Source organism: Pseudodonghicola xiamenensis DSM 18339, from assembly GCF_000429365.1.
In the GTDB taxonomy this organism is placed as follows: domain Bacteria; phylum Pseudomonadota; class Alphaproteobacteria; order Rhodobacterales; family Rhodobacteraceae; genus Pseudodonghicola; species Pseudodonghicola xiamenensis.
In genome coordinates this window covers 294,892-313,816 of the sequence record NZ_AUBS01000001.1, presented here as the reverse complement: position 1 = coordinate 313,816, position 18,925 = coordinate 294,892, and the positions used below count along the sequence as shown (strand labels likewise).

General features: G+C 63.9%; 20 protein-coding genes and 1 tRNA gene. 9 read left to right on the top strand and 12 right to left on the bottom strand.

Annotation, left to right across the window (positions count from 1 at the left end; genetic code table 11):
- The first annotated feature begins 124 nt into the window (after positions 1-124).
- From rpmF to G455_RS0101465, 7 genes are all read left to right on the top strand, one after another.
- The gene (gene rpmF / locus G455_RS0101495; protein WP_028092050.1) at positions 125-331 is read left to right on the top strand and encodes a 50S ribosomal protein L32; all 207 of its coding nucleotides are present in this window, start codon (positions 125-127) and stop codon (positions 329-331) included.
- A gap of 22 nt (positions 332-353) precedes the next feature.
- The gene (plsX, locus tag G455_RS0101490; protein ID WP_028092049.1) at positions 354-1,493 is read left to right on the top strand and encodes a phosphate acyltransferase PlsX; all 1,140 of its coding nucleotides are present in this window, start codon (positions 354-356) and stop codon (positions 1,491-1,493) included.
- 4 nt (positions 1,494-1,497) lie between these two features.
- Positions 1,498-2,469 (top strand): beta-ketoacyl-ACP synthase III, encoded by a 972-nt coding sequence (locus tag G455_RS0101485; protein ID WP_028092048.1) that lies wholly within the window; start codon positions 1,498-1,500, stop codon positions 2,467-2,469.
- Positions 2,470-2,567: 98 nt separating this feature from the next.
- Positions 2,568-2,870: an integration host factor subunit alpha gene (gene ihfA, locus G455_RS0101480; protein ID WP_028092047.1), complete on the top strand. Its 303-nt coding sequence runs from the start codon at positions 2,568-2,570 to the stop codon at positions 2,868-2,870.
- Between the two features lie 14 nt (positions 2,871-2,884).
- The gene (locus G455_RS25850; protein WP_028092046.1) at positions 2,885-3,709 is read left to right on the top strand and encodes a MerR family transcriptional regulator; all 825 of its coding nucleotides are present in this window, start codon (positions 2,885-2,887) and stop codon (positions 3,707-3,709) included.
- A 58-nt stretch (positions 3,710-3,767) separates the two neighbouring features.
- Positions 3,768-3,844: transfer RNA gene (locus tag G455_RS0101470), tRNA-Pro, on the top strand.
- A 55-nt stretch (positions 3,845-3,899) separates the two neighbouring features.
- Positions 3,900-4,976 (top strand): 2'-deoxycytidine 5'-triphosphate deaminase, encoded by a 1,077-nt coding sequence (locus tag G455_RS0101465; RefSeq protein WP_028092045.1) that lies wholly within the window; start codon positions 3,900-3,902, stop codon positions 4,974-4,976.
- Positions 4,977-5,015: 39 nt separating this feature from the next.
- Here G455_RS0101465 and G455_RS0101460 read toward each other — a convergent pair whose 3' ends face one another.
- The 8 genes from G455_RS0101460 to G455_RS0101425 all read right to left on the bottom strand — a co-directional run bounded on the left by G455_RS0101460 (position 5,016) and on the right by G455_RS0101425 (position 13,830).
- Entirely contained in the window at positions 5,016-5,294 is a 279-nt protein-coding gene (locus G455_RS0101460) for a hypothetical protein (protein ID WP_028092044.1), read from the bottom strand.
- 96 nt (positions 5,295-5,390) lie between these two features.
- Positions 5,391-6,065: an SMC-Scp complex subunit ScpB gene (gene scpB / locus G455_RS0101455; protein ID WP_028092043.1), complete on the bottom strand. Its 675-nt coding sequence runs from the start codon at positions 6,063-6,065 to the stop codon at positions 5,391-5,393.
- Positions 6,062-6,859 (bottom strand): segregation and condensation protein A, encoded by a 798-nt coding sequence (locus tag G455_RS0101450; protein ID WP_028092042.1) that lies wholly within the window; start codon positions 6,857-6,859, stop codon positions 6,062-6,064. Before G455_RS0101450 ends, scpB begins: the two co-directional genes overlap by 4 nt.
- Complete coding sequence (gene nagZ, locus G455_RS0101445; RefSeq protein ID WP_028092041.1) at positions 6,849-7,856, bottom strand: beta-N-acetylhexosaminidase; 1,008 nt, start codon at positions 7,854-7,856, stop codon at positions 6,849-6,851. The genes G455_RS0101450 and nagZ overlap by 11 nt, the downstream gene beginning before the upstream one ends.
- Positions 7,853-8,869, bottom strand: a complete 1,017-nt coding sequence (locus G455_RS0101440; RefSeq protein ID WP_028092040.1) for an SPOR domain-containing protein — start codon at positions 8,867-8,869, stop codon at positions 7,853-7,855. The genes nagZ and G455_RS0101440 overlap by 4 nt, the downstream gene beginning before the upstream one ends.
- A gap of 90 nt (positions 8,870-8,959) precedes the next feature.
- Positions 8,960-10,705 carry an arginine--tRNA ligase gene (argS, locus tag G455_RS0101435; protein ID WP_028092039.1) on the bottom strand — a complete coding sequence of 582 codons (1,746 nt, stop codon included), beginning with the start codon at positions 10,703-10,705 and terminating at the stop codon, positions 8,960-8,962.
- Positions 10,706-10,823: 118 nt separating this feature from the next.
- Positions 10,824-12,668, bottom strand: a complete 1,845-nt coding sequence (locus tag G455_RS23075; RefSeq protein ID WP_035365894.1) for a cation:proton antiporter — start codon at positions 12,666-12,668, stop codon at positions 10,824-10,826.
- 19 nt (positions 12,669-12,687) lie between these two features.
- Positions 12,688-13,830, bottom strand: a complete 1,143-nt coding sequence (locus G455_RS0101425; RefSeq protein ID WP_028092038.1) for a deoxyguanosinetriphosphate triphosphohydrolase — start codon at positions 13,828-13,830, stop codon at positions 12,688-12,690.
- 79 nt (positions 13,831-13,909) lie between these two features.
- Between G455_RS0101425 and G455_RS0101420 the strand changes: the two genes are divergently transcribed.
- The gene (locus G455_RS0101420; protein ID WP_028092037.1) at positions 13,910-14,233 is read left to right on the top strand and encodes a HesB/IscA family protein; all 324 of its coding nucleotides are present in this window, start codon (positions 13,910-13,912) and stop codon (positions 14,231-14,233) included.
- Between the two features lie 33 nt (positions 14,234-14,266).
- On the opposite strand, the gene G455_RS0101415 is transcribed toward G455_RS0101420, so the two are convergent.
- Genes G455_RS0101415 through G455_RS0101405 form a run of 3 tightly spaced genes read right to left on the bottom strand, consistent with a single transcriptional unit; the run spans position 14,267 to position 16,503 of the window.
- Positions 14,267-15,163, bottom strand: a complete 897-nt coding sequence (locus G455_RS0101415; protein ID WP_028092036.1) for a DMT family transporter — start codon at positions 15,161-15,163, stop codon at positions 14,267-14,269.
- Complete coding sequence (locus G455_RS0101410) at positions 15,160-16,251, bottom strand: DUF6902 family protein (RefSeq protein ID WP_028092035.1); 1,092 nt, start codon at positions 16,249-16,251, stop codon at positions 15,160-15,162. The genes G455_RS0101415 and G455_RS0101410 overlap by 4 nt, the downstream gene beginning before the upstream one ends.
- Before the next feature lie 27 nt (positions 16,252-16,278).
- Positions 16,279-16,503, bottom strand: a complete 225-nt coding sequence (locus G455_RS0101405; protein WP_028092034.1) for a DUF6749 family protein — start codon at positions 16,501-16,503, stop codon at positions 16,279-16,281.
- Between the two features lie 321 nt (positions 16,504-16,824).
- Here G455_RS0101405 and xth point away from each other — a divergent pair, with 321 nt between their 5' ends.
- A complete protein-coding gene (gene xth, locus G455_RS0101400; protein ID WP_028092033.1) occupies positions 16,825-17,604 on the top strand; it encodes an exodeoxyribonuclease III in 780 nt (259 codons plus the stop codon).
- A gap of 34 nt (positions 17,605-17,638) precedes the next feature.
- Here the strand turns inward: xth and G455_RS0101395 are convergent, their stop codons facing one another.
- Positions 17,639-18,820: an FAD-dependent monooxygenase gene (locus G455_RS0101395; protein WP_028092032.1), complete on the bottom strand. Its 1,182-nt coding sequence runs from the start codon at positions 18,818-18,820 to the stop codon at positions 17,639-17,641.
- Between the last annotated feature and the right edge of the window lie 105 nt (positions 18,821-18,925).

Below are 18,925 nucleotides of genomic sequence, written 5' to 3'. Positions count from 1 at the left end.
TCATCGGATTTAGGGTTGGACAAGCTGCGGGCCCCGGCCTAAACGCACGTCACACCGTATAACACGGAATCGAAACACGGCTCGCGAGACCGCTCGCAGCCCCAGATCAGACAAGGGTTGAGACATGGCTGTCCAACAGAACAAAGTATCCAAGTCGCGCCGCAACAACCGCCGGGCGCATGACGCTCTGGTTGCTGCAAACCCCAACGAATGCTCGAACTGCGGCGAACTGAAGCGCCCGCACCACGTGTGCCCGTCCTGCGGCCATTACGACGACCGTGAAGTCGTCGCGATGAGCGACGAGATCGAGCTGGACGAAGACGCGGCTTGAGCCACGCCAGTAGCTTTCGCGCATGACCCCCATGCCCGACCAGATGCCTGACCCGTCCAGCCCCGAGGCTGGACGAATCGTCGTATCGGTCGACGCCATGGGGGGGGATGCCGGGCCCGGCGTGGTCGTTGCGGGCATGGATCTTTCCGCCCGCAAGAATCCCGATATCGGCTTCATTCTGCATGGACCGGAGGACCAGCTCAAACCGCTGGTCGCGCGCCGCCGCTCGCTTGCGGGGCGTGTTGCCTTTCATGACGTGACCGAAGTGGTCACCATGGAAGACAAGCCCAGTCACGTCATGCGCCATGGGCGCGGCACCTCGATGTGGACCGCGATCGAATCCGTGCGTGATGGCAAGGCACATGGGGCGGTGTCCTGTGGCAATACCGGCGCCCTGATGGCGCTGAGCATGCTATGCCTGCGTCGCCTGCCCGGGATCAGCCGGCCGGCGATCGCGATTCACTGGCCGTCACGCAATCCGCAAGGCGCCAATGTGATGCTGGATGTCGGTGCCGATGTGCGCGCCGATGCCCGCGATCTGCTGCAATACGCGATGATGGGCGCCTCCTATGCCAGAAATGGCATGGATCTGCGCCGCCCCCGTGTGGGCCTGCTGAATGTCGGCACCGAGGAACACAAGGGCCGGCCCGAGCTGAAAGAGGCGCACGCGCTGATCGGCCAGTTCGCCGACAAGGCGAATTTCGATTTCGTCGGCTTTGTCGAAGGCAGCGACATCCCCGGCGATGTCGCCGATGTGATCGTGACCGATGGCTTTACCGGCAATGTCGCGATCAAGACCGGCGAAGGCACCGCCAGCATGATCGGCCAGGCTCTGCGCGAAGCGTTCCGCTATTCACTACTGTCGCGGCTGGCCTCGATCCTGGCGATCACATCGCTCCGGCGGCTGAAAAAGCGGATCGACCCACGCCGATCGAACGGTGGCATTTTCCTCGGCCTCAACGGCACGGTGGTGAAATCTCACGGTGGCTCCGATGCCACCAGCGTTTCGGCCGCGATCAAACTGGCCTTTCAGCTTGCCCAGTCGGGTTTTGCCGAAAAGCTGGCGGCACGGGTTGCATCGACTGCCGAGCTTACACAAGATGCCGATGGACGTGGCGTCAACTCCGCCACAAAAGAAAAAGACGACAAAGGGCAGGCATAACATCATGGTGAAGCGTTCCGTCGTGATCGGGGTCGGCCACTACCTCCCCGAGCGCGTCGTTCCCAACTCGGAATTCGAGAAGACTCTCGACACATCGGACGAATGGATTCGCACCCGGTCGGGCATCGAGCGGCGTCACTTCACCGCCGAAGGTGAAATGACCTCGGATCTGGCGACTCATGCCGCCAAGGCCGCGCTGGCCGATGCAGGCATCAATGCCGACGGTATCGACGCCATCGTCCTGGCCACATCAACGGCCGATCTGACCTTCCCCTCCGCCGCCACCATGGTGCAGGCGCGGCTGGAGATGACGCATGGCTTCGCCTTCGATGTCCAGGCGGTCTGCGCCGGCTTCATCTATGCGTTGTCGACTGCCAATGCGCTGATTCTGTCGGGTCAGGCGCAGCGGGTGCTCGTGATCGGCGCCGAAACCTTTTCACGCATCATGGACTGGACCGACCGTTCGACCTGCGTGTTGTTCGGGGACGGTGCCGGGGCTCTGGTCCTCGAGGGCCGGGAAGAACCCGGCATGCCCTCGGATCGGGGTATCCTTTCCGTCGATCTGCATTCGGACGGACGATACAAGGATCTGCTCTTCGTCGATGGCGGCGTGTCGACCGGCACGTCGGGCTATCTCAGGATGCAGGGCAACCAGGTGTTCCGCCACGCGGTTGAAAAGCTGGCCAAGACCGCCGAAGAGGCGCTGGAACGTGCCGGGTTGACGCCCGAGGACGTCGATTGGATCGTGCCGCATCAGGCCAATATCCGCATCATCCAGGGCACCGCCAAGAAAATGGGCCTGCCGATGGAGAAAGTCGTGGTGACGGTGCAGGATCATGGCAATACCTCGGCCGCGTCGATTCCACTGGCACTTTCCGTTGGCAAGACGCGAGGCCAGATCAAACCGGGAGATTTGCTCGTGACCGAGGCAATCGGCGGTGGGCTGGCCTGGGGGTCGGTGGTGCTGCGCTGGTAGGTCATGCTGCACTGCCGCATAACTTTCCCCTGCAATTCATTGATATTGACAGCGAAATTGCCCTGGCCCTATTCTGAGGAGAACTCAAGGGGATTGGTATGGGCTCGAAAACTCTGACACGTATGGACCTGAGCGAAGCCGTGTTTCGCGAAGTCGGTCTGTCACGTAACGAAAGTGCCCAGCTTGTCGAAAGCATGCTGGACCATATTTCAGATGCGCTGGTGCGGGGAGAGCAGGTGAAAATCTCTTCCTTCGGCACCTTCAGCGTGCGGGATAAATCCGCCCGCGTGGGCCGCAACCCGAAAACCGGGGAAGAGGTGCCGATCCAGCCGCGCCGCGTGCTGACCTTCCGGCCCTCGCATCTGATGAAAGACCGCGTCGCCGACGGCAACCGCGACTGAACAGGCCTGACATAATGACTAAGTCCCCGGATGCCTTCCGCACCATTAGTGAAGTCGCGGCCTGGCTCGGGGTGCAGGCGCATGTCTTGCGATTCTGGGAAAGTAAGTTCACCCAGGTGAAACCCGTCAAGCGCGCTGGCGGGCGGCGCTATTATCGTCCTTCGGACATGCGGCTGATCGGCGGCATCAAGACATTGCTGCATGATGACGGCATGACCATCAAGGGCGTGCAGAAAATCCTGCGCGAACAGGGGGTGGCCCATGTGGCGACGCTGTCGCCGCCTCTGGATGCCGAGGATCTGGTGATTCCCCCTATTGCCATCCCCCCTGCCGCCGCCGCTGCACCGGCAGAGGAACGCGGCACCGTGCTCGCCTTCAAGGCCAAGCCCAGCGGCCCTGCCGCGGTCGGGCCCGCTGCCACCGGCGAAATCACCGAAGACATCCCGCCCGATGCTCCCCCGCCCGCCCCGCCGGCAGAGGAGACCGTGGAAGAGCCGCCCCGGACCGGGACAGAATCGCCCGACACCGCCGGTGGCCTGCCCCGCTTCGAGCCGCAGGGCGAGACCGTCGGGACGGCTATGCCGGAACAGACCCCGAAACAGAGCGATGATGCGGCCGCCTCTCCGCAGCAGGACAGCGCCCCGGCCGAAAGCCTGCCCGCCGAGACCGCGGAGATCGCCACCGCCGCGCCTGAGGCCGCCTCGTCCCATGCTCCGGGCCTTCTTGGGCATCTTGCCGGCATCGCGAAATTGACCCCTCTGGAGGCCGCGCGCATCGCCCCCTTCACCCGCGCGCTCCGCGATTGGTACGACCGTCAGGAAAAAGCGCTCGGGGAATGAAAATCTTTGTTTCACCCCCTTGCCCCTGCCCCCAAATACAGTATGAAGACCCCCACGTCGGGCTATGGCGCAGCCTGGTAGCGCGTCCGTCTGGGGGACGGAAGGTCGCAGGTTCGAGTCCTGCTAGCCCGACCAAATTCTACAAGCGTTACCACTTCAGCCGCCTTCCACAACAGGACAGGACAGGCTTATGACAGGCGTTTGCCCCGATCATCAAATCCGCGACATGCTGGCCAGCGGCGCGATCCATGCCGAAGATCCGGTACTGGACGCACAGGTCCAGCCCGCCAGTCTCGATCTGCGACTGGGCACTGTCGCCTATCGCGTGCGCGCCTCCTTCCTTGCTGGCCAGGGCCATAGCGTCGAAGACCGTCTGCGCGAATTCGAAATGCACCGAATCGACCTGACCCATGGCGCAGTACTGGAAAAGGGTTGCGTCTATCTGGTGCCGCTGGCCGAATCGCTGGCCCTGCCCGACGACATGACGGCTGTCGCCAACGCCAAAAGCTCCACCGGGCGGCTCGATCTGCTGACCCGGACGATCATCGACGAAGGCACCGAATTCGACAGGATTCCCGCCGGGTATCACGGCCCGCTTTATGCCGAAATCTGCCCGCGCAGCTTTTCGGTCCTGGTGCGGCCTGGCATGCGGCTCAATCAGATTCGCTTCCGACGCGGTCAATCCATGCTCAGCGACGACGCCCTGCGCACCCTGCACGCCGAAACCCCGCTGGTCGACGGGCCTGCGGTGATCGAACAGGGGCTGGGGTTTTCCGTCGACCTGCACCCGCGGGGCTCCGATCTGGTCGGCTATCGCGCCAAGCCCCACACCGGGGTGATCGACCTCGACCGCATTGGCGCCTATGATCCCGCCGAATTCTGGGAAGAGATCCGCACGACCACCGGCCATATCATCCTGGACCCGGGCGCCTTCTATATCCTGGTCAGCCGCGAGGCGGTGCATATCCCGCCCGACTATGCCGCCGAGATGGCGCCCTATGTCGCCATGGTGGGGGAATTCCGTGTCCATTACGCCGGCTTCTTCGATCCAGGCTTTGGCCACGCCGGGGCTGGTGGTGCCGGGGCGCGCGGTGTGCTCGAAGTCCGCTGCCACGAGGCGCCCTTCGTGCTGGAACACGGGCAAGTGGTGGGCCGTCTGGTCTATGAACACATGTCTCAGCCCCCCAGCCGCCTCTATGGCGCCGGGATCGCGTCGAACTATCAGGGCCAGGGACTGAAGCTGTCAAAGCACTTCCGCGCCGACTGAGCCCGGCGCGCCCCGGTTCCGCGGACAGGCGAACCGATTTCAGTGCTTGTTGTCAGCGGCGCGGGCGGCGCGGCGTGCCTGACGAATGCGGCGAATACGTTCGCGTTCTTCCGCGCTGGTCTGCTGCTGTTGCCCCATCTCGGCCCGGGTGGCCTCATCCGCGCCCTGACCATAGCGATCCGGCCCCGCCTGCGGCGAGCGACGCCTTTGCTTCTTGCCCAGGGAAGAGGCCGCATCGATACCCGCGTTCACCCCGCCGCGAACGAGCCGATGCATCACCTGCCGCAGGATCATGTTGATGATCTGATTCAAGTTCATTCCGGCACGTCCTTCGTTTCTGTCCCTGGCGGCTGATCCCTAACCTAAGCGTGAAATGTGCGAATTTCAGGGCCTGCCGCCGACTTTTCGGGAAAATTAATCCTCGAACAGCTCGGTCTGGCCGGTTTCCGGGCTGTTCAGCTCGTCCTCGTCGTCCTCGCTCTTGCCAAGAGGGATCGCGCCCGGCGGCGGACGGTTCTCCAGCAGGCCTGCGGCCCGCAGATCCTTCAGCCCCGGCAGATCGCGGGCGGTTTCCAACCCGAAGTGATCGAGAAACTCCTCGGTCACCACGAAGGTGACCGGACGCCCTGGCGTCATCTTACGGCGGCCAAAGCGGATCCATTCCATTTCAAGAAGCTGGTCGATGGTGCCCCTGCTGACCGACACACCGCGGATTTCCTCGATCTCCGCCCGGGTACAGGGCTGATGATAGGCGACGATGGCAAGCGTCTCGATCGCGGCGCGCGACAGCTTGCGCACCTCCACCGTTTCCTTCTGCATCAGAAAGCCCATGTCGGGGGCGGTCCGGATCGCCCAGGCATCGCCGACCCGCACCACCTGCACGCCGCGCCCCTGATAACGCTGGCGCAGGCGCACCAGCGCCTCGGCCGGATCGCAGCCGTGCGGCATTCGCGCTTCGAGATCACGCACGGTGACCGGCTCGGCGCTGGCGAACAACACCGCCTCGACCATACGTTCCTGTTCCTCGATCGGCGGCGCTTCGAAAAGGGGGGCCTCTCTGGGCTCCTCACGCTCCTGCTGGTCGCTCACTCTGACTTGTCCTTTCTGCGCAACTGGATCGGGGCGAAGGTCTCGGTCTGCCGGATCTCCATATGCCCCTCCTTGACCAGCTCCAGCGAGGCGGCAAAGGTCGCCGCCGTGGCCGAGCGACGGCGCACTGGATCATTCTCCCAACCATCGGGCAGATAGCTGGTCAGATCGGTCCAGTCGCCGGCAAAGCCGATCAGCGGCCGCATCCGGTCCAGGGCCTGTTCCATGGTGAAAACGTTGTGACGGTCCATCACGAAGGGGCGGAATTCATCCCGTGTGCGCACCCGGGCATAGCCCTGCATCAGATCGAGCAGTGTCGCCGAATAAGTGACGGTGCGGATGCGCATCACATCCTCGCCCTGCCCGCGCACAAAGAAATCACGGCCCTTCTGATCGCGGGCCATCAGGCGCGCCGCCACATCGCGCATCGCCTGCAACCGTTCCAGTTGAAAGGCCAGATGCGCCGCCAGTTCCTCGCCCGAGGGGCCGTCTTCGGTGGGATCGGGCGGCAGCAGCAGCCGCGATTTGAGAAAGGCCAGCCAGGCCGCCATCACCAGATAGTCAGCGGCCAGCTCGATCCTGAGCGCCTTCGCCCTTTCGACAAAGGACAGGTATTGCCGCGCCAGATGCAGCACCGAAATCTTGCGCAGATCGACCTTTTGCGTGCGCGACAGCATCAGCAGCACGTCCAACGGGCCTTCGAACCCATCGACATCGACAATCAGCGCCTCCGCCGCGAGGCGTTCGGTCACTGACAGCCGGTCATCTTCTTCAAAAAGGTCTCTATCCGCCATAGACCTGTCCGCCCATGAGGCGGGAAAGCTCGTCTTCGGCGGCCTGAATGTCAAGCGTTTCGGGCGCCTGACGGGCGGCAAGCGCAGCCTCGGCCCGGGCCTGGGCGGTCTCGGTCATCTCTCCGGCGGCCTCGGCCACGGCGCGGCGCTCCTCCAGCGAGGCATTGCACAAGAGCACCACACCGCAGCCCGCAGCCAGCGAGGCACGCGACAGATCGGCCAAATCTCCCCTGAGCGCCTTCATCGAGATATCGTCCGTCATGATCAGCCCGTCAAAGCCGATCTGATCGCGGATCATCGCCATCACCGCAGGCGACAGCGTCGCCGGGCGATCATCAAGCGCCTCATAGACCAGATGCGCGGTCATCCCCATCGGCAGATCGTTCAGCATGCGAAAGGCGGCGAAATCGGTATCGTCCAGCTCTTCGGCATCGGCAGCGACATGGGGCAGATCGAAATGGCTGTCCTGGGTGGCGCGGCCATGGCCGGGGATATGTTTCAGCACCGGCAACACACCGCCCGCCATCAGCCCATCGGCCACCGCGCGCGCCAGCCGCGCCACGGTTTCGGGATCAGAGCCATAGCAGCGGTTCTTCAGGAAGGGATGCGTCTCTGCGCCGGCCAGATCGGCCATCGGGGCACAATCGGTGTCGATGCCCAGATCGCGCAGTTCAGCCGCGATCAGACGATAGCGCAGGAACATCGCCCGCTCGGCATCCTCACCGGCGCGCGCGACGTGATCCAGCGGCGGCAACCATTCGCGCCAGAGCGGCGCGCGCAGCCGCTGCACCCGACCGCCTTCCTGGTCGATCAGGATCGGCGCCTCGCGCCCGACCGCCTCGCGCATGTCATCGCACAGCGCCCGGATCTGATCCGGACCGTCGATATTGCGCGCGAACAGGATGAACCCGAAAGGGTTGGTGTCACGAAACAGGGAAATCTCGTCAGCCGAGAGGCGCAGCCCCTCGGCATCCAGAATCGTAGCACCGAACCTCACCGCACGGTCACCGGGATGCAATCGGCATTTTCGGCGACCAGGGCGGAACAGAACCGGCGCGCATCGCTCAGGTCATCGAAGCCCATGGCACGCAGCCGATAGAAGGTGCGCCCGCCACTGCTGGCCTTCTGGATCACCCGTTTCTTGCCGTCCATGTAATCCCCGAACCGGCCGAACAGCTTTTCCCATTCCTCGCGCGCAATCTCGGGGCTATCATAAGCCCCGAGCTGGGCCAGACGGGTGCCGGCAGACAGAGAGCTTGCCTCGATCTCAGCCGCCCCGCTCGAGGCCATCACGTTTTGCGCCGTCTCCAGTGCCTCGGCCACATCGGCCCGCGCAGAGGCCAGACGCAGCGGCCGCTCCATCGGGCGCGGCGAGACCTTGATGCCCGGCGCGTTCAGAAGTTCGGGATCGAGCCCGGCAAGCTCGGCTCCGATCCGATCATCAGCAGTTTCCTCGCCCATGGCCATGGTCTCATCGGCATCCTCGCCCCCATCAAGCGGGTCGACGCCATCGGTCAACTGCCGCACCAAGGCGTCAATCGACCCATCCCGGAATTTTTCAACCGCCTGCGCATCGGCTGAGGCGGCAACGACAGTTTCCTCCTCGCCAGTCATCGGCGTGTCCTCATCGGACAGATGCACCGGGCGCGGTGCCAGCGTCAGCCGTTCGGGCAGTTCCTCGCTGGCGCCTTGGCCGGCGGCGATCTCGTTGACGGCAAGCCCCATGTGATCAGCCGGCTGACCGCCCGGGTCCTCGGGGGACACCCGCATCGGCCCCGCCAGCGCGCGCACCACCGGTACGCCGCTGACATCGCGGACCATCAGCTTGTAGCCCCAGACGCCAACGCCCACCACCAGCGCCAGAGAAGCCACCGCCCCGGCGATGTTCACGACACGACTGAAACCGCGCCCTTCCCGTGCCGGTGCAAGGTTCGCGCCCTCCTGCGGAGCGTAATCCTCCGCATAGAGCTCTTCCCCATACACGCCATAGGTGTACTCGTTATCCGCCATATCCGCCTCACTGCCCTGTGGCGCAGGTCATGTCCCACGCTCCGGGTTCACTTGCTTAACTGCCTCGGGCCGGCGGTTCGGGCGATTTGCTTATCGCATCTCCTGCGCCGGCGTGACCCCAAGAATACCAAGGCCTGCGGAAATAACAACGGAAACGGCGCGTGCCAGGGCCATTTTTGCCTGGCTTGTTGCCGCATCGCCCTCTTGCACGAAACGCAGCTCGACCACATCGTTGCCGCGGTTCCACAGCGCGTGGAAATCGCTGGCCAGTTCGTTGAGGTAGAAGGCGATCCGATGCGGTTCATGCGCGCGGGCAGCGGTTTCCACCAGACGCGGCCATTCGGCCAGCTTCTTGGCCACCGTCAGTTCGGCGTCATGGCCGATCAGTCCCAGATCGGCAGCCCGCAGCGTGGCATCATCGACGGCGATCCCCGCCTCGGTCGCCTTGCGCATCACGCTCATCACCCGGGCGTTGGCGTATTGCACGTAGAACACCGGGTTCTCGCGGCTTTGCTCCAGCACCTTGTCGAAGTCGAAATCCAGCGGCGCGTCGTTCTTGCGGGTCAGCATGACGAAACGGGTCACATCGGGGCCGACCTGATCGACCACGTCGCGCAGGGTGACAAAGTTCCCTGCCCGCTTCGACATCTTGAACGGCTCGCCGTTCTTCCACAGCTTCACCAGCTGGGTCAGCTTGATGTCGACCGGCACCTTGCCTTCGGACAGCGCCGAAACAGCCGCCTTCATCCGTTTGACATAGCCGCCGTGATCGGCCCCGAAGATGTCGATCAACTCATCGAAACCGCGGGTGATCTTGTCATAGTGATAGGCGATATCGGGGGCGAAATAGGTCCAACTGCCGTCCGATTTCATGATCGGCCGGTCGACGTCGTCGCCATGATCGGTCGACTTGAACAGCGTCTGTTCGCGCGGCTCCCAATCTTCCGGGGTCTTGCCCTTCGGCGGTTCCAGCACACCGCGATAGATCAGCCCCTTGGCGCGCAGATGTTCGATCGCATCTTCGATCTTGCCGGTGCCATAGAGCGACTTTTCCGAGAAGAAGACATCCATCTTGACGCCAAGCGCCGCCAGATCCTCGCGGATCAGCGCCATCATCTTGCCGGTGGCGTACTCGCGCAGCTCTGCCAGCCAGACGGATTCGGGTTGATCGACGTAACGATCGCCGATCTCCTCGGCCAGGGTCTTGCCGACCTCGATCAGATATTCGCCGGGATAGGTGCCATCGGGGAAATCGACCTCGGCCCCCAGCGCTTCGAGATAGCGCAGATAGACCGACCGGGCCAGCACATCGACCTGAGCACCGCCGTCGTTGATGTAATATTCGCGGGTGACATCATGGCCGGAATAATCCAGCAGGCTCGCCAGTGCATCGCCGAAGACCGCGCCCCGGGTATGGCCCACGTGCAGCGGGCCGGTCGGGTTGGCGCTGACATATTCGACGTTGACCTTCATCCCATGCCCGAGGTCCGACCGGCCATAGGCCGTCCCTTCGGCCAGCACCGCACCGATCAGCCCCTGCCATACCCGCGTCTCGATCCGCAGGTTCAGAAAACCGGGGCCGGCCACCTCGGCCCCCGCGATCCGGTCATCGGCGGTCAGCCGGGCGGCCAGCGCCTCGGCAATATCGCGGGGTTTCATCTTGGCAGGCTTGGCCAGCACCATGGCGGCGTTGGTCGCCATATCCCCATGCGCGGCGTCGCGCGGCGGTTCCACCGTGACGTTGTCAAACGACAGACCGGCGGGCAGCAGCCCCTCGGAGGTCATGACGGCCAGGTTGTCTAGCACGAGCGCGCGGATATCGGCGAAAATGTTCATACCTTAGATTTCCTTCAAGGACGGCAGTGGTGGCAGTACCGGAGCGCGCCGGGTCTAGCATCTTTGCCACCAAGGTCAATCCTGAGCGCCCCCCCCGATCGCAGTCTTCCGGGCCGATCTATGCCCTGGCTGAGGCGGCTGCGGCATCCGCTTCGGCCTCGGGCGGTGCCAGATGGATCACCTGCGCCCCGGTGGTCAGTTTCGGATCGCTGTCATCCTCGCGCGGCTCGAACAGGCGAAGGTCGCCGCGCTCGGGCAGCTCACCGATCAGCACACTGTCGGGAAAAGCCTCGCGGAAGGCGCGATAGCCGAACTCCTCGCTCAGCCGGGTGGTGCGGATACGCCAGCCCTGATGCATGCACCGGTTCAGCGCGCCAAAGGTCAAACCGCCTGCCAGCCGTCGCCCCCCCAATGTAGTGCGCAGGGTGTGGCGGCGGGTCTCCTGCGCCTCGCGGCGCAACTGGAACACACGGGTCCGGCCGTATTCCGTCGCCAGATCGGTGGCGACCAGCGTGTTGTAGGCATCGTTCTCGCTGAGGGCGAGCACCCGGTCATAGCCGATCAGATCCAGACCATATTCGGCGCTTTCGGACAGGATATCGCCATAAAAGGTCTTGAGCCCCGCATTCCGCGCGCTGCGCAGACGGATGATATTGGTATCGGTCACCAGCACGGGGATCTCCAGCTTTTCCAGCGCCTCCCCCAGCGCGGTCGAAAAACTGGAGCCACCGACCAGCACTACCCCGCCCCGCCCCGTCGCGGTCAGCCCCAGCAACCGCGCCAGCGGTGCCAGGGTAAAGCCGTGCAGCACCACTGTGGCGGAAACGATGACAAAGGCCAGCGGCGCGACGCGCCCCGCATCCTCCACCCCCAGCGTCACCAGCCGTTCCCCGAACAGCCCCGCGACCGCCACCAGCACCACACCGCGCGGGCCGGTAAAGGCCACCAGCAGCCGTTCGCGCTTTGGCACCTTGGTGAAGGCCAGCGCCGTCAGCACCGCCAGGGGCCGCGCAATCAGGATCAGGACCACAACGAAGACCGCCGCCCGCCAATCGAGCACCGAAAGCGTATCGAGGTTCATCCCCGCCGCCAGCAGGATGAAAACGCCGGAGACCAGCAGGATGGTGGCATGTTCCTTGAACCGCCGGATTTCCTCGTAAGACGGCAAGCCGGCGTTGGCGATCCAGATGCCCATGATCGTCACCGTCAGCAGCCCGCTTTCATGCAACAGCGCATCGGCCAGAGCAAAGCCTGCCAGCAGCGCGGCAAAGAGCACCGGCACCTTCATGTATTCGGGAACCCCGCCACGTTCAAAGGCGCGGGCAAGCCCCCAGCCCCCGGCCACCCCGATCACTGCGGCGAAGGCGATACCGCGCAACAGCTCCCAGATGGCAAAGGCGGCACTGGCATCGGCATGAACGACGACCACCACCTCGAAGGCCAGAACCGCCGCCAGCGCGCCGACAGGATCGTTGACGATCGCCTCCCATTGCAGCAGCGCCGAGGGGCGTTTTTGCAGCCGTGCGGTGCGCAGCAAAGGCGCGATCACCGTGGGGCCAGTCACGATCAGGATGCCACCGAAGACCGCAGCGCTTTCCCAGCCGAGCCCGGCCACGAAATGCAGCGCCAGCGCCGAGGTCAGCCAGCCCAGCGGCGCCCCGAGCACCACCAGCCGGCGCACACCTTCCGCCGCGCCAGCGAGCGAGTGGAAGTTCAGCGTCAGACCGCCCTCGAACAGGATGATCGCCACCGCGATCGAGATCATCGGCGCCATCAGATCGCCGATATCCCGGGCCGGATCGAAGACCCCCAGCACCGGACCGATCAGCAGCCCGGCCAGCAGCATCAGCACGATTGCCGGAAGTCGCAGCTTCCAGGCCAGCCATTGCGACCCGACGCCAAGCGCACCGACAAGGGCGAAGGCGGTCACCGGCGACAGGGCACCATCTGCGGGGGAGACCATGAAGGGCGCCCTCCTCTGTTCAGGGTTTCATCAGCCGTTCGTGTTCATGCAGCGCGAAGCGGTCGGTCATCCCGGCGATGTAATCCGAAATGATCCGCGCCACTGCGGTCTCGTCCCCTTCGGCCATTGCCAGATCATGCAGCCAGCGCTCCGGCAACAGCCCGGGATCATGCAGGAACAGATCGAACAGCTCCTCCACCACCACGGCAACCTGCTTGCGGATCACCATCACACTGGGGGCGCGATACATCCGGCGGAACAGAAATTCGCGGATATCCTTGAGTTGCGTCCAGATTTCGGGCGAGAATTGCACCACCGGGCGACCAAGCGCGCGGATCTCCTCGACCGAGCTGGCGCCGCTTTCGGCCAACCGCGCGCGCGAAGTGTCGATCACATCGCCGACCATCCCCCCGAACCCCCGCCGCAGGGCCTCGTGCCGGCGACGGTTCCAGTCGAGCCCGGGGTATTTCGCGTCGACCTCGGCATAGGCCGGGCCGATCATCGGCAATGCGGTGATCTCCTCATCAGTGAAGAGACCGGCGCGCAACCCGTCGTGCAGATCGTGATTGTTATAGGCGATATCATCGGCCAAGGCCGCCACCTGCGCCTCGGCACTGGCATGGGTATGAAGCTCAAGGTCGAGGGCGGCGTTGCATTCGGCCAACGCCCAGGGAAGCGCCCCCTCCACCGGCCCATTGTGCTTGGCAATCGCCTCAAGCGTTTCCCAAGTCAGGTTCAGCCCGTCGAATTCGGCGTAATGCCGTTCCAGCTTTGTGACGATACGGATGGCCTGGGCATTGTGGTCAAAACCGCCGTAGGGCTCCATCAACGCGTGCAGCGCGTCCTCTCCGGTGTGGCCGAAGGGTGTGTGACCCAGATCATGGGCCAGCGCCACCGCCTCGGTCAGCTCCTGGTTCAGGCCAAGGGCACCGGCCACGGTGCGCGCCACCTGCCCGACCTCGATCGAATGGGTCAGCCGAGTGCGATAATTGTCGCCCTCATGTTCGACGAAGACCTGCGTCTTGTGCTTCAGCCGGCGAAAGGCGCTGGCGTGGATGATCCGGTCACGGTCGCGCTGGAACGGCGACCGGAAATGGCTTTCCTCTTCCGGAACCAGCCGGCCACGGCTTTGTTCGGGCTTCGAGGCGTAGGGCGCAAGCATCTGCGGTCCTTGTCCTTGTCCAATTGTCACAGGCATCTATATTGGACTTACCAAGAAATTCAAACCGCCGGAGAGTTCCATGAACCTGCCCCCGAAAGTGACCGAGCGCGCCTTTGCCCGCCTGTCCGAAATCGGTGCCGCCGACCAGGGCAAAGCCTTGCGCGTTGCAGTCGAAGGCGGTGGCTGTTCCGGGTTCCAGTACAATATCTTGCTGGACGATCCGGCCTCGGATGATCTGGTGCTGGAAAGCCAGGGCGAAAAGGTCGTGGTCGATTCCGTGTCGCTGCCGTTTCTGGCCAATGCCACCATCGACTTCACCGAGGAGCTGATCGGCGCCCGCTTCGTGATCGACAATCCGAACGCCACCTCGTCCTGCGGTTGCGGCACCTCCTTCGCGATGTAAGAATGTCTTCCATTTCCACCTGTTTGCAGATGGTTACAGGAAGTTTCTAACCTTATCCATCAAGCGAACCTGCGGAAACATCCGATCCCACAGCAGGTAAAGGCCGCTCGCCACCACCACTGCGGCACCAAGCAGGGTCTCCAGCCCTGGCCACTCTCCAAAGGCCAGAGCACCTAGCGCCACCATCCAGACAAACTGCAGGTTCATCAGCGGCGTGACCACATAGGCGGGAAGCGAGCGCAGCGCCACCACCGAGAACCAGCGTGCCAGGAACAACAGCCCGGCATAAGCCGCAATCCACCCCAGATCGGCCAGCGCCATAGGCTGCCATACCACGGGCAGAACCAACACCGAGCCTCCCAGGAGCGCCAGGTTAGGGAAGAACACCTGTGCTGATGTATTACTTTCAAACTGACCGATAAAGCGCGACATAACCATGGAAAATGTACCTGACAGCGCAGCAGCTCCGGCCCAGATGTAACCAGTGCCATCCTCTAGTGCCTGGTCGGGGAAAAGACAGATCACCCCGATGGCTCCGGCGGCCAGCGCGCCCCAGGCTGCTGGTCGCACATGTTCGTTCAGGATCGGCCCCGACATCAACGCCGCCAGGATCGGCATCAGCGCGATGAACAGGAAAACCTCGGAAAATGGCAACAGCCGGAAGGCTTCGAAAAACGATAATGCCGCCAGCACCGTTGCCCCTGACCGCATCGCCATTGCCCGGGGATATCCCGTGACCAGCCGCTCCCCCCGCCGCCGCGCGGTCAACAGGCTCAGGGCGACGACGATCGCGCCGGAAACGGCGAACATCTGCGGCGCCTCGTAGCTGCCTGCGATCAGTTTGGTGATGGCATCGGCCGCGGCAATCAGCCCGGTGTATATCACCGTCAGCCCTGCCCCGATCAACGCCGTCCGTCGCGCCGCGCTCATGCCCCACACCCCCGTCGGGTCTCTGTCCGGCTTTCAGGCCGGGCGAAATCGGCAAAGAATTCGGCAAACCGCGGGCTACTGGCCTCGGCGGCAGAGAGAACCTCCCGCGCGGGAGCGCTGAGCGCGGCGCGCAGACGCGGCGCCATTGCAGGCCAGTCGTCAGACCGCGCATTGTCGAGCTGGAACAGGCATTCCGACATCTGCCTGAGCGCCCCGGCGCCGCCAGCGCCGCGCCAAAAGCTCATCCGTCCGGCAGAGGCCGGTTTGACGAACCCCACCCCACCCCGCAACCGATCTGCCCAGGCGCACATCAGGTAATCGTGATACTCATCCGGTTCCGGCCTGGCCTGGGCGCCTTCGAAAACGGAAAACCCGGTCAGCTCCGCAGTCAGCCAATCCTCCCAGATCGGTGACGGCAGCACCCCCGCAAATCGCAGCGCGATACAGATTTCGGCCAGCAGATCGGCGTTCTGCTCCAGATAGGACAGGATGCCGGCGTTTTCGAGGCTGACAATCGCCTCTGGGGCCAATCCCGGATCACGCCGACCATATTCGCTGAGATAGAAGACAATATGGGTCAGTTCGTAAGCCGCCTTCTTGTTCGGCAGCGCGAAGGTCTCAGGCCGCCCCAGAAAGGCATGCAACCGATCATCCAGACCAGGATCTGCCGGCACCGCAACACCGCGTCGCGCCAGCAACCGGCGCGCTTCGGCACGCTGAAGATCGGAAAGCTCGGCTCCGGCCAGCCCCTCCGCCGCCACTCGGGCACACAGCCGTTCGGCGGTATCACCGGGCAGACCCAGCTCCTCCAGATCCAGGGCCAGAGACAAGAGAAACCGATAATATTGCGGAAAGAAGATCAGCCGTTTTTCGACGGTTTCGTAAAAATGCGAAAGCGGCGCCAATTCGGCCGGATCGGGCCGCGCGCCTGTACATTCGAGGATATTCAAAAGCTCGGCATTTTCCTTCAGCCAGAAAACATCGGCCTCGGATCGGCGGTGGAATGCAAAGCAACAAAGCAAGGCCGCGCGTCGCGCGGCCTCGCCCTCTGCCCGGGCCGGAACGTTCAGTCGGATGATTTTAGACATCTTTTTCTCTCCGCTCCGGCCGCCCGTTCAGCTTCCCGAAGGGAACAGACGCGTCCCCTCGCCAGCGGTCATCGCGCCGCCCATCACCGGGCCCGACCCCGACGGGAACAGAGAAACAGCCTCGCCCGCCATCAGATCACCCACAGCTTGCGGACCGGAGCCCGACGGGAACAGCCCCGTTTCAGCCCCGTCGAACAGGCTGGTCGCGACATCAACGCGGGTATTTTGGTCGAATTTGCGCAGTGCGGTCATATCAATCCCCCATGTTTGACTGTTGACACCCCCTCAGGCTGACATCCACGTCGCCGACCACAAAACATCTTTTGTCAGAGCCACCGCCGGACCAGGGCAGTTACCCACATCAATTACGTGCATCAAAATCCGCCCATACAATCGAAAGGAGAAACCCGTCCACAAGACGAAAAAACTTATCCACACAATTGATACGAAACAGCAAATCCAAGAGAATCCGCAAATTATGCTTAATATTTAATCAAATTAAGCGAATCGCACCCGGCTTGCCCTACCGCCTCCGATGGGCGATAGATCGGCGATCCCCGAAGGAGGCCCCACATGAAGATCGCCAGCTTCAACATCAACGGCATCAAGGCCCGCGCTCAGGCGCTTTGCGATTGGCTGGACAGCGCCCAGCCCGATGTGGCGCTGCTGCAGGAGATCAAATCGGTCGACGAGGCCTTCCCCCGCGAGCTGATCGAAGAGCGCGGCTATTCGGTCGAAACCCACGGGCAGAAAAGCTTCAACGGCGTGGCGATCCTGTCGAAACTGCCGCTTGAGGATGTCCGTCGCGGCCTGCCCGGCGATGACAATGACGAGCAGGCCCGCTGGATCGAGGCAACGGTGATCGGCAAGACGGCGCTGCGGCTCTGCGGTCTCTACCTGCCCAATGGCAACCCTGTGCCAGGGCCGAAATACGACTACAAGCTGGCCTGGATGGAGCGGCTGCGCGCCCGGGCGATCGAGCTTCTGAAAAGCGAGGCGCCCTTTGTTATGGCCGGAGATTACAACATCATCCCGCAGCCGATGGATGCCGCCAAACCCGAGGCCTGGGAAAAGGACGCGCTGTTTCTGCCCGAAAGCCGTGCCGCCTTCCAGCGGATCACCAACCTGGGGCTCACCGATGCGATCCGCGCCCGTCATCCCGGCGCCGGACTTTACAGTTTCTGGGATTATCAGGCCGGCGCCTGGCAGCGGAACAACGGCATCCGCATTGACCATCTTCTGCTCAGCCCGCAGGCCGCCGACCTGATGACCGATTGCGGCATCGACAAGGAAATTCGCGGCTACGACAAGCCGTCAGATCACGTTCCGGTCTGGGCCGAGCTCGATCTCTGATCACCCGACCTGTGCCCCGGCCCGCGCCGGGGTGCTAGACCGCCGCGCGCGTCACATCGTGGCGATAGACCCAGTCGAATTGCCGCACCGCCTGTGCCGGAGCCAGCGATCCGGCCAGCCGCAACGCCAGATGCCCCAGTTCCCGAAAGGGGGACAGGCGGAAATGGTATTTCCATGCATTGCCGTTGGCAGCCTGGATCACCCGAACCGCCCTGTCACGCCGACGCGCCTGATACATCGCCAGCGCCGTCACCGGATCGGATTCGCGTTCAAGACAATCAGCCAGCACCCAGGCGTCTTCCAGTGCCAAATTCGCCCCCTGCGCCAGGAACGGCAGCGTCGGATGCGCCGCATCCCCCAGCAGCGCGACACGGCCGCCTTGCCAGCGTGGAGCCACCGGATGGCGAAACAGCCCCCAGAGCGCGGTGTCCTCGACCCGCTTCAACAGCTCAGCCGGCACGCCCTGGAAACCGGCAAAAGCGGCCCGCAGATTGGCCGGATCGTCGCGGTGATGCCACCCCTCGTCGGCCCAGTCGCGACGCTCCTGCACGGCGACGATATTCATCATCGTCCCCTCACGCAGCGGATAGCAGACAAGATGCCGGCCCGGCCCCATATAGATCGAGGCCTCGGCCGGAAGCCCCAGATCATTGGGCACGATGGCGCGCCAGGCCACCTGGCCAGTGAAGAATGGCCGGTCCTCGCCGTTCAGCGCCACCCGTGCCCGCGAATGCAGCCCGTCCGCCCCGACCACCAGATCGGCCCGCGCTGCCTGCGCCCCGTTGCACAGGTACACGACCGGTTGCGGGCCGGGTTCGACCCGGTCGATCTTTTGCAGCAATCTCAGATGCACCCCAGCACCGCGCGCAGCGGTGGCCAACAACCCGATCAGATCGGCGCGATGCACCAGAAAGAAATCCTGCCCCGGCGCATGCTGTTCCAGGTCGAGACGCAGCACCTCTCCGGGACGGCGCCAATCGCGCAGGACCACCGCCCGATTGCGCATTGCCACCCGCGCCATTGACGGACCAAGCCCCAGCGCCGACAGAACCGCGGCCCCGTTGGGGCTGATCTGCAGACCGGCGCCGACCTCGGCGATCTCACCGGCACGCTCCAATACGGTGACTTCGGCCCCCCGCGCGCGCAAGGCAAGCGCCGCCGCCAATCCTCCGATGCCGGCTCCTGCCACGACAATATGACGGCCGCTCAGCGCCATCTTTTTCCTTCCGCCCGATGTCCGCCGGGTTTGCCCGGCTGTTCCGGCCTGCCCGACCGGTTTCTTCTAAGAAAAAACGCCAGGGCGCGGGCCCCGGCGTTTGCC

Excerpts from the sequence above, each read along its gene's own strand:
- ihfA (WP_028092047.1), top strand. The coding sequence starts at position 2,568 with ATGGGCTCGAAAACTCTGACACGTATGGACCTGAGCGAAGCCGTGTTT.
- xth (WP_028092033.1), top strand. The coding sequence starts at position 16,825 with ATGAAGATCGCCAGCTTCAACATCAACGGCATCAAGGCCCGCGCTCAG.
- G455_RS0101425 (WP_028092038.1), bottom strand. The coding sequence starts at position 13,830 with ATGCTTGCGCCCTACGCCTCGAAGCCCGAACAAAGCCGTGGCCGGCTG.
- rpmF (WP_028092050.1), top strand. The coding sequence starts at position 125 with ATGGCTGTCCAACAGAACAAAGTATCCAAGTCGCGCCGCAACAACCGC.
- G455_RS0101440 (WP_028092040.1), bottom strand. The coding sequence starts at position 8,869 with ATGGCGGATAACGAGTACACCTATGGCGTGTATGGGGAAGAGCTCTAT.
- G455_RS0101460 (WP_028092044.1), bottom strand. The coding sequence starts at position 5,294 with ATGAACTTGAATCAGATCATCAACATGATCCTGCGGCAGGTGATGCAT.
- G455_RS0101485 (WP_028092048.1), top strand. The coding sequence starts at position 1,498 with ATGGTGAAGCGTTCCGTCGTGATCGGGGTCGGCCACTACCTCCCCGAG.
- G455_RS23075 (WP_035365894.1), bottom strand. The coding sequence starts at position 12,668 with ATGGTCTCCCCCGCAGATGGTGCCCTGTCGCCGGTGACCGCCTTCGCC.
- G455_RS0101450 (WP_028092042.1), bottom strand. The coding sequence starts at position 6,859 with ATGGCGGATAGAGACCTTTTTGAAGAAGATGACCGGCTGTCAGTGACC.
- G455_RS0101420 (WP_028092037.1), top strand. The coding sequence starts at position 13,910 with ATGAACCTGCCCCCGAAAGTGACCGAGCGCGCCTTTGCCCGCCTGTCC.
- G455_RS0101405 (WP_028092034.1), bottom strand. The coding sequence starts at position 16,503 with ATGACCGCACTGCGCAAATTCGACCAAAATACCCGCGTTGATGTCGCG.
- G455_RS0101410 (WP_028092035.1), bottom strand. The coding sequence starts at position 16,251 with ATGTCTAAAATCATCCGACTGAACGTTCCGGCCCGGGCAGAGGGCGAG.
- plsX (WP_028092049.1), top strand. The coding sequence starts at position 354 with ATGACCCCCATGCCCGACCAGATGCCTGACCCGTCCAGCCCCGAGGCT.
- argS (WP_028092039.1), bottom strand. The coding sequence starts at position 10,705 with ATGAACATTTTCGCCGATATCCGCGCGCTCGTGCTAGACAACCTGGCC.
- G455_RS0101415 (WP_028092036.1), bottom strand. The coding sequence starts at position 15,163 with ATGAGCGCGGCGCGACGGACGGCGTTGATCGGGGCAGGGCTGACGGTG.
- G455_RS0101465 (WP_028092045.1), top strand. The coding sequence starts at position 3,900 with ATGACAGGCGTTTGCCCCGATCATCAAATCCGCGACATGCTGGCCAGC.
- G455_RS25850 (WP_028092046.1), top strand. The coding sequence starts at position 2,885 with ATGACTAAGTCCCCGGATGCCTTCCGCACCATTAGTGAAGTCGCGGCC.
- G455_RS0101395 (WP_028092032.1), bottom strand. The coding sequence starts at position 18,820 with ATGGCGCTGAGCGGCCGTCATATTGTCGTGGCAGGAGCCGGCATCGGA.